Origin of the sequence: Streptomyces sp. NPDC059477 (genome assembly GCF_042749375.1) — a bacterium.
Taxonomy (GTDB): domain Bacteria; phylum Actinomycetota; class Actinomycetes; order Streptomycetales; family Streptomycetaceae; genus Streptomyces.
Genome location: NZ_JBHYUG010000033.1, coordinates 1 through 10,003 on the forward strand (window position 1 = coordinate 1; position 10,003 = coordinate 10,003).

Annotated in this window: 2 protein-coding genes; both read right to left on the reverse strand. The window is 75.7% G+C overall.

The genetic code is table 11. The features are described 5' to 3' along the window. On the reverse strand, positions 1-3,094 hold a 3,094-nt coding region (locus tag ACFXAZ_RS18550), incomplete at its 3' end, for an amino acid adenylation domain-containing protein (protein ID WP_384591821.1). Beyond that, entirely contained in the window at positions 3,091-9,663 is a 6,573-nt protein-coding gene (locus tag ACFXAZ_RS18555; protein ID WP_384591824.1) for an amino acid adenylation domain-containing protein, read from the reverse strand. The genes ACFXAZ_RS18555 and ACFXAZ_RS18550, both read right to left, overlap by 4 nt. Positions 9,664-10,003: the final 340 nt, after the last annotated feature.

Sequence of the window (10,003 nt, forward strand, 5' to 3'; positions counted from 1 at the left end):
GCCCCCGCGCCCCCGCCCCCGCGCGCGGCCCCCGCGCCGGGTGATCGACCTTGCCGTTGACGGTCAACGGCAACGCGTCGAGGACGACGAGCGCGGCGGGGACCATGTAGTCGGGCAGGACGCCGGCGACCTGGGCACGCAGGGCCTCGGGGTCCAGGGCGCCGGCGACCTGGGTGGGCGCCGCCTCGGAATCCAGTGCGTGGGCGGCCTCGCGGCCCAGCTTCCCGGCGTCCCGGGCCCGCCCGGCGTCCAGGTCCAGCGCATCAGCGCCCGGGTCGGCCACGGCCTCGGAGCCCAGCGCATCGGCATCCCGGGCACGCCCGGCCCCCCGCTCCAGCGCACCGACGCCCCGAGAAGACGCCGCCCCAGATTCCAGCGCACCGGCGACCCGCGCAGGCGCGTCGCCCCCGCCCGGCACCACATACCCCACCAGCCGTTTCTCGCCGGGCCGGTCCTCACGGGCGACCACGACCGCCTGTCCCACCCCTGGCCGGGCGGCGAGCGCGGCCTCCACCTCGCCGAGTTCGACGCGGAAGCCGCGGATCTTGACCTGGGCGTCGGCCCGGCCGACGAAGACGAGTTCGACGCCGGTGGTCCAGCGGACCAGGTCGCCGGTCCGGTACATCCGCTCCCCGGCGGCGAACGGCGACGCCACGAACCGTTCCGCCGACAGCCCCGCCCGCCCCAGATAGCCCCGGGCCAGCCCCGCCCCGGCGACGTACAGCTCTCCCGTCACCCCGGGCGGCACCGGCTGGAGGAAGGGGTCGAGGACATACACCTGCCGGTTGTTCAGCGGCCGTCCCAGCGGCAGCACCTCGCCCTGTTCCTCCCCGGGTTCGAAGAGATGCCAGGTGGCGCACAGGGCGACCTCGGTGGGCCCGTACAGATGCCGCACCCGTACCTCCGGGCAGGCCGCCCGGACCCGCTCGACCGCCTCAAGGGGGACGACGTCACCGCCGGTCAGCACCTCGCGCACGCCGGTGAAGCAGTCGGGGGCCTCTTCCGCGAGCACCCGGAACAGCCCGGCCGTCAGGTGCACATGGGTGACCCCGGCGGCGATGTGCCGCCGTATCGCCGCCGCGTCGATCGCGACGCCCGGTGCGGCGATGACCACCCGGGCGCCGGTCGCCAGCGGCACCCACACCTCGAACAGCGAGATGTCGAAGGCGTGCGGGGCGTGGAACAGCACCGCGTCGCCGGGTCCGACGCCCCAGCCGCGCTCCCCGACGGTCGCCGCCGCGCTCCCGTGCGGCACGGCGACCCCCTTGGGCGTCCCCGTCGACCCGGAGGTGTACATCACGTACGCGAGATCGTCCGGGGCGGGATCCACGACCGGCGACACGCCCGCGCCCGTGTCGCCCACGGCAGTCGCGTCGACCTCATCGACGGTCACCGCGGGCGCTGAGTCCGTCAGTACGTACGCCACCCGCTCGGCGGGATACGCGCTGTCGACCGGGACGTACGCCGCCCCCGCCTTCCAGACCCCCAGCAGGGCGCCGATCAGCCCGGCCGACCGCTCCAGCCGGACGGCGACCCGGTCACCGGGGCGGACACCCCGCTCGTGGAGACGCGCGGCCACCCGGTCGGAGGCGGCGTCCAGTTCGCCGTACGACAGTTGCCGCTCACCCGAGGTGACGGCGACCGCGTCCGGGGCCGCCGCCACGCGGGCGCGGAAGAGGTCCAGGACGGAGTTGCCGGGCGGGTCCTCCCCGGCGGTGGCGTTCCAGCCCTCCACGACCAGGCCGCGTTCCAGTTGTCCCACGAGCCCGATGCGGCCGGCCGGGGCGGACGGGTCGGCGACGATCTGCTCAAGGATCCACACCAGCCGGCCCAGCAGATCACGGGCCACATCGGGGTCGACGGCGTCGGGCCGGTAGGTGATGTGCACCTTCATCGGCGTGCCGGGCATGACGCCGAGGGTGAGGGCGTAGTGGGTGGCCTGGTGGCCCTCGACATGGGTGAAGGCGAGCGCGCCGGGGGCGGAGGGCCGGTCGGGCGGCAGGGGATAGTTCTCGAACATCAGCATGGTGTCGAACACCGCGCCCGGCCCGCCCACCCGCTGGATCTCGGTGAGGCTGAGGTGCTGATGGGCCAGGAGCGCGGACTGACGGGACTGGAGTTCGGTCAGGGTACGCAGCACCGGCTGGTCGGGGTCGAGCCGGACCCGGACCGGCACGCTGTTGATGAACAGGCCCACCATCGCCTCGACGCCGGGCAGTTCGGCGGGGCGCCCGGCGACGGTGGCGCCGAAGACCACGTCGGTGCGGCCGGTGAGCCGGGCCAGCAGCATCGCCCAGGCGCCCTGGACGACGGTGTTCACGGTCAGGCCGTGGCGGCGGCCGAGGGTGGCGAGGGCTCCGGTGAGGGCGTCGGAGAGGGCCAGCGCGTTCTTCTCGGGCAGCACCGGCGGGCGGTCCGGGTCGGCGGGGGCGACGAGGGTGGGGCCGTCGGCGTCGGCGAGTTCGGCGTGCCAGGCGGCGCGGGCGGCCTCCTGGTCCTGCCGGGCGAGCCAGGCGAGATGGTCGCGGAAGGTGGGCGCGGGGCCGAGCCCGGCCGGGTCGCCGCCCGCCGCGTAGAGGGCGGCGAGTTCGGTGAGCATCACCGGCATCGACCAGCCGTCCAGCAGGATGTGATGAGACGTCATGACGGTCCAGTGCCGGTCGGGCGCGTACCGGACGAGCAGCAGCCGCAGCAGGGGCGCCTTGGCGAGGTCGAACCGTTCGGCGCGCTCCTCGGCGGCCAGCCGCCGCACCTCGCCCAGCGCCTCGTCCTCGCTCAGGCCGCCGTCCGAAATATCGATCTCACGCCAGCGCAGGGCGACCTCGCGCGGGATGAGCTGCACGGTCCGGCCGGACTTGCGGCGGTGGAAGCTGGCCCGCAGCGCGGAGTGACGTTCCAGCAGGGTCCGCCAGGCGGCGCGCAGCCGCCCCGCGTCGACGGCCCCGTGCAGCAGGTCGGTGCGCTGGATGGTGTAGAGGTCGGGGCCGCTCGCCCGGCCGCCGTACTGGGCGTGGAAGAGGAGACCTTCCTGCAACGGGGAGAGCGGCCAGACTTCGGCGAGCGCCGAGCCGTGGACCGGGGTTGTGGACGTCACCGGAAGAGCCCTCCTTCGAGGTCCGCTGCGATCGCTTCGAGCTGCTCGACCTCGTCCTGGTCCAGGTCGAGCAGGGGGAAGTCGGACGGGGTGTGGCCGCCGACCTCCGGATGGTCGGAGTGGGTGGCCAGGCCGCGCAGCAGCGCCAGCCAGATCCGGCCGAGGGTGTCCACGGCCGCGTCGCCCAGCACCCGGGCCGGGCGGCTGAGGGAGAGGGTGAGCTGGGGCCCGTGGCGGGTGTCGCGGACGGCGGCGCCCGCCTCCAGGGCGTGCGGCACCGGCATGCGCGGGTCGTCCGAGCTGTACAGGGCGCGCGGCCCGGCCGGTTCCCAGGGGATGGCCGGGTCGGCGCCGGGGCGGGCGCGGGCGGTGAACCGGCCCAGGTAGTTGAAGCCGATCTGCGGGGCGGGCAGTTCGGCGAGGACGGGTGCGGTGTCGGGGTTGAGGTGACGCAGCAGCCCGTGGCCGAGGCCGTCGCCGGGCACCGCGCGGATCTGTTCCTTGACGGTCTTCAGCAGCCGCCCGGCCGCCGCCTCCCCGTCCATCGCCCGGTACAGGTCCACCCCGCCCAGGTCGAGCCGTACCGGGTGGGCGCTGGTGAACCAGCCCACGGTCCGGGACAGATCGGCGCCGTCCAGCGCGGCCCGGCCATGGCTCTCGACCTGCACCAGGACCGGCGCGTACAGGTCCTGGCGCCAGTGCGCGACGGCTCCGGCGAGGGTGGCGAGCAGGATGTCGTGCAGTCCGCAGTGGAACAGGGTCGCGGTACGGCCGGCGAGGATGGCGGTGTCGTTGTTGCGCAGGGTCCAGGTGTCCCGGCGGACGGTCGCCGCCGTGTCCGCCTCGGGGTCCAGCGGCAGTACGCCGGGCAGCGGGGTGGCGTCGCGCAGCAGGGCGGCCCAGGCGGGCAGTTCGGCGACCCGGTGGTCCCGGCGCGCCTCCGCCGCCAGCCGCCGGGTCCAGTGCCGGTACGAGGTGGCGACCGGGGCGAGCCTCGGCGGCTGCCCGGCGGCGGCGGCCTCGTACGCCTGACGGAGGTCCGGCACCAGCACCCGCCAGGACACGCCGTCGACCGCGAGGTGGTGCACGGCGAGCACCAGCCGCCCGCTCCGGCCGGGCCCGGCGTCCAGCCAGACGGCCCGGACCATGCCCCCGCCCGCGGGGTCCAGCCGCTCCACGGCCTCCCGTGCGGCGCCCTCGGCGGCGTCGGCGAGATCGGCGGGGGTAAGGGCGTCGGTGGCGTCCAGGCGGCGGAGGAGGCCGGTGGTGTCGACGGAGTCACGGGGGACGACGGTCAGGTGGTGCGCGGCGAGACCGTCCGCGATGCCCCCGGTGCCCCCGGTGTTCCCGGCGCTCCCGTTGGTCTCGATACGGGCGCGGAGGGCCGCGTGGGTGTCGAGCAGGGCGGTGAGGGCGGTGGCGAGGGCGTCGGGGCGCAGGCCGGGCGGGGTGGCGAGGACCGTCCACTGGGCGAAGGCCCGGCCGGTGATCCGCTCGCCGAGCAGGTGCGCGGCGGGGGTCCAGGGCACCTCGCCCGTCTCGTCGTCGGCGCCCGTGGCCCCGTCAGCGGGGTCGAGCGGCTTGGCCACCAGGGCGAGCCGTTCCGGGGTCTTCTCGTCGAAGATCTGCCGGGGCGTGACGACCAGCCCGGCCTGCCGGGCCCGGGTGACCAGTTGCAGCGAGGTGATGGAGTCGCCGCCGAGCGCGAAGAAGCTGTCGTCGGCACCGGCCCGGTCGAGCCCGAGCAGCTCGGCGACGGCCGTGCACAGGATCTCCTCGGCCGGACTCCGGGGCTCCCGGCCGACGGCTCCGGCGGCGAAGTCGGGGGCGGGCAGCGCCTCGCGGTCCAGCTTGCCGTTCGGGGTCAGCGGCAGCGCGGGCAGGACCACGACGGCCGACGGGACCATGTGGTCGGGGAGCACCCGGGCGGCGTGGGCACGTACGGCCGACGGGTCCGGGGTACGGCCGGCGGCGGGCACCGCGTAGCCGATCAGCCGTTGGTCGTGGAGGGCGGCGACGGCCTGCTCGACGTCCGGGTGGTCCGCGAGCGCGGTCTCCACCTCACCGAGTTCGATGCGGTGGCCGCGCAGCTTGATCTGTTCGTCGGCCCGTCCGACGAACACCAGTTCCCCGGCGGGGGTCCACCGGACCAGGTCGCCGGTGCGGTACATCCGGCCGCCGGGTGTCCCCGGGGCGGCGACGAACCGGTGGGCGGTGAGCGAGGGCCGGGCGAGGTACCCCCGGGCGAGCCCGGTCCCGGTCAGATACAACTCGCCGGTCACTCCGGGCCGTACCGGACGCAGGAAGCCGTCCAGGACATGCGCCCCGGACCGCGCGATCGGGCCGCCGATGGTCAGCGGGCCGGACTCGGCCAGCGGGGCGGTGACGGTGGAGACGACGGTCGCCTCGGTGACGCCGTACTCGTTGTACAGCGCGCAGCGGCCCGCCCAGCGGCGCCGGGTGTCGGCCGGGAGCGCGTCCCCGCCGGACACCAGTACCCGCAGGTCGGGCAGCGGGCGGTCGGGCAGATGGGTGAGCTGGACGGCGGGCAGCACGGCGTGGGTGACGCGGTGCCCGGCGAGCAGGTCGCCGAGTTCGTCGCCGGTGGTGTGCCCGCCGGGCGGCGCCAGCACCAGCCGCCCGCCCGCGCACAGCGTCGGCCAGATGTCCCCCATCGACACGTCGAAGCTCGGCGACACGAGCTGGACGAGACGGGTGCCGCCGTCCATCCCGTAGCGGGCGATGCGGTCGGCGATCAGGCTCCCCAGTCCCCGGTGGGTGACGGCGGCGCCCTTGGGGGTGCCGGTGGAGCCGGAGGTGTAGATGACATAGGCGGTGTGGTCGGGGTCGAGGCCCGGGGCGGCGAACTCCGCTACGGGAACCCCGGCGGCGTCCGGCTCCTCGCCGTCCAGCGTCACCACCGGCCCCGTGAACCCCTCCGGCACCATCGCCCGCGTCCCCAGGGTGCACAGCACGACCTGCGGCGCGGCGTCGGCCAGGACGAAGGCGATGCGGTCGGCGGGGTGTTCGGGGTCGACGGGTACGTACGCCCCGCCCGCGAGCGCGATGGCGAGCAGCCCGGTGATCAGCTCCACCGAGCGCGGCGCCAGCACGGCGACCCGCGCCTCGGGCCCGACCCCGTGGTCGGCGAGCCGGCGGGCGAGACGCCCGGAGTCGGCGGCGAGCCGGGCGTACGTCACCTCCCGGCCGGCCGCGACGAGGGCGACGGCCGTCGGGGTACGGGCGGCCTGTGCGGCGAAGTGACGGGGCGGGAGGGGGATGGTGTGGGGCGAGGCGGAGAGGCCGGAGGACTCGGGCGAGGCAGAGAAGCCAGAACGGTCGGAGGTGCCGGGCGAGGCAGAGGAGCCGGAGAGGCCGGGCACGCCGGACAGACTGGGGGCGTCGGACCCGGCGCCCGTCCCGGGCAGCGGCACCTCCACGCGTCCCACCGGCGTCGACGGGTCCGTCACCAGCTGTTCCAGCACCCGGGCCAGCGCGTCGGCGAGTGCCTCGGCGTCCGTCGCCGGGAACAGGGCGAGCCGGTGGGCGAGGCGGAGCCGCAGACGGTCGCCGAGGACGACGCCGAGGGTGAGCGGGTAGTGGGTGCCCTCGACGGTCGAGAGGTGCTCCATGCGCAGGGCGCCGGGGGACGCCGGGTCGCCGACCGCGCGGGGGTAGTTCTCGAAGACGAGCACCGAGTCGAAGGCGGAGCGCGAACCGGTCAGCCGTTGCAGCTCCGACAGGCCCAGGTGGTGGGCGCCGAGCAGCGCGGACTGGCGGCCCTGCAAGCCGGTGAGCAGTTCCAGCGCCGGTCGCTCGCCGTCCAGCTCCACCCGGACGGGCACGGTGTTCATGAACACCCCGACCATCCCCTCGACGCCGGGCAGTTCGGTGGGCCGGGCGGCGACGGGGGCGCCGAACACCACGTCCGTACGGCCCGTCAGCCGCGCGAGCACCAGCGCCCAGGCGCCCTGCACCAGCGTGTTGACGGTGAGCCCGGCGCCCCGCGCGAAGGCGACAAGGCGGGCGGTGAACTCCTCCGGGAGGGCCCGGGTCAGATATCCGGCCGCCGCCGAGTCGGCCGCCCGCCCCAGGGGGTCCACGAGCGTCGGCTCGTCCACCCCGGCCAGCTCCGCCCGCCAGGCGGTCCGCGCGGCCTCCTTGTCCTGCCGGGCCAGCCAGGCGAGATGGTCCCGGAAGGACGGCGCAGGCCCCAGCCCGGCGGCGTCGCCGCCGGACTTCCCCGAGGCGCCGCCGCCGGACTGCCCAAAGGTGTCGCCGCCGGACTCGTACAGGGCGGAGACCTCGTTCAGGACGACGGACATCGACCAGCCGTCGAACAGGATGTGGTGCGTGACGACGATCAGCCGGTGCACCTCGGCCGAGAGCCGGATCAGGACCAGCCGCAGCAGGGGCGGCCGGGCGGGGTCGAAGCGCTCGGCGCGCTCCCGCTCGGCCTGCTCCGCGAGCCGCGCCTCGGTGTCCGCCGCGCCCAGCCCGGCCAGATCGACCTCCCGCCACGGCACCCGTACGTCGGTCACCACGGCCTGGACGAGCCGCCCCGAGCCGAGCCGGTGGAACCCGGCGCGCAGGGTGGGATGCCGGGCCGCGACCCCTTCCCAGGCCGCCCGCAGCCGGGCCGTGTCGAGCGGTCCGCGCAGTTCCAGCACCCACTGGCCCTCGTAGACATCGGGGCCCTGCTCGTCGTAGGCGGCGTGGAAGAGGAGCCCTTCCTGGAGCGGGGTGAGCGGCCAGACCTCGGCGAGTCGGGGGACCTCGGCGGTCAGTTCGGCGGACTCGTCGGCGGTGAGGACGAGGAGCGGGACATCGGGTGCCGTCGGCCGCGCGCCCGCTTCGAGGACGGCCACGGCGGCGAGGGCGGCCGGGGTCTCGTGCTCGAAGACGTCCTGGGCGCGGAAGCGGACGCCCTTGCGGGTGCCGCGCGCGGCGAGCTGCATCGACATGATGGAGTCGCCGCCGAGTTCGAAGAAGCTGTCGTCCACGCCGACCCGCTCACGCCCGAGGACGTCCGCGAAGAGCGCGCAGATGAGCCGCTCGGCCGGGGTGCGGGGCTCGCGGGTCGTGGTGGCCGCCAGCTCCGGTGCGGGCAGGGCCCGGTGGTCGACCTTGCCGTTGGCGGTCAGCGGGAGCGTGTCGAGGAGGACGAGGGCGGCCGGGACCATGTAGTCGGGCAGCGTCCGCGCGAGTTCGGTCCGCAGCCACTCCGGCCGGGCGTGCTCGCCGTCCGGGACGACGTACCCGATCAGGCGCTTCTCGCCGGGCCGGTCCTCACGGACGGCCACGACCGCCTGACCGACGCCGGGCAGGGCCGCCAGCGCGGTCTCCACCTCGCCGGGTTCGACCCGGAAGCCCCGGATCTTGACCTGGGCGTCCGCGCGCCCAGCGAACACCAGTTCGCCGTCTTCGGTCCGGCGGGCCAGGTCGCCGGTGCGGTACATCCGCTCCCCGGCCGCGAACGGGGACGCCACGAACCGTTCGGCGCTGAGCGCCGCCCGCCGGAGGTAGCCGTGCGCCAGCCCGGCACCGGACAGATACAGCTCACCGGTCACCCCGGGGGCGACCGGACGCAGGGCGTCGTCCAGGAGATGGACCTGACGGCCGGCCAGGGGGCGCCCGATGGGGAGCTGTGCGCCGGAGTGCGCGCCGGGCTCGATGGTGTGCCAGGTCGCGCACAGCGTGGACTCCGTGGGGCCGTAAAGATGCCGGACCCGCAGGTCGGGGCATGCCTCCCGCACCCGCCGTACGGCTTCGGGGGGTACGACGTCCCCGCCGGTCAGGACTTCCCGCGCCCCGGCGAAGCAGTCGGGCGCCTCGTCGGCGAGCACGCGGAACAGCCCCGCCGTGACGTGCACATGGGTCACCCCGGACGCGAGGTGCCGCCGTATCGCCGCCGCGTCGACGGCGATGCCCGGCTCGGCGACGACAATCCGGGCACCTGTCGCCAGCGGCACCCACACCTCGAACAACGAGATGTCGAACGCGTGCGGGGCATGGAAGAGGACCGTGTCCCCGGGGCCGACCCGCCAGCCACCGTCCCCGGCGAGGGCGGCGACCGCGCCCTGCGGCACGGCCACACCCTTCGGCGTCCCGGTCGAGCCGGAGGTGTACATGACGTACGCGAGATCGTCACCGGTCGGGCCGCCGTACGAGGGCGAAGGGCCGTCCCCGCTGCCGGGACTCGGCGGCGCGTCGAGCGTCAAGGCGGGTGCGTCGAGCGTCAGGGCGGGCGCGGAGTCCGTCAGTACGAAGGCGACCCGCTCGGCGGGATAGGCACTGTCCACCGGGATGTACGCCGCCCCCGCCTTCCACACCCCCAGCAGGACACCGATCAGCTCGGCCGACCGCTCCAGCCGCACCGCCACCCGGTCACCACGCCGGACACCCTGAGCGTGCAGATACCCGGCCACCCGGTCGGAGGCGGCGTCCAGTGCGCCGTACGACAGCCGCCGCTCGCCCTGGACGATCGCCACCGCGTCCGGCGTCCGCGCCACATGTGCGCGGAACAACTCCAGCACCGAACCCGGCGCTGCCACCGACGTGCCGTTCATGTCTCCCCCTTCGACGGGCGACCGCATGTGCGGGGTTGTGGGGCTGGTGGTGCCGATCGGCCGGGTCGGGCCGCGTGGGACCGGGTTGGACCGCGTTGGGCCGCGTTGGGCCGCGTTGGGCCGCGTTGGGACAGTCGCGACCGATGGGGCGAGATGGGGGCGGGCCGGGCCGGTCAGGGGGTTCCGTCGCCCGGTCGGCGCGGGCCACGGACCTTGCCGCCGCCGGGGATTCCGCCGGGGCCGCCGTTCGGACCGCCGCCCGGACCTCGGGTCGGACCGCCGGTCGGGCTGCCGTTCGGACCGCCGCCCGGGCCGCTTCCGGGTGTCCCGCCGGGTGTCC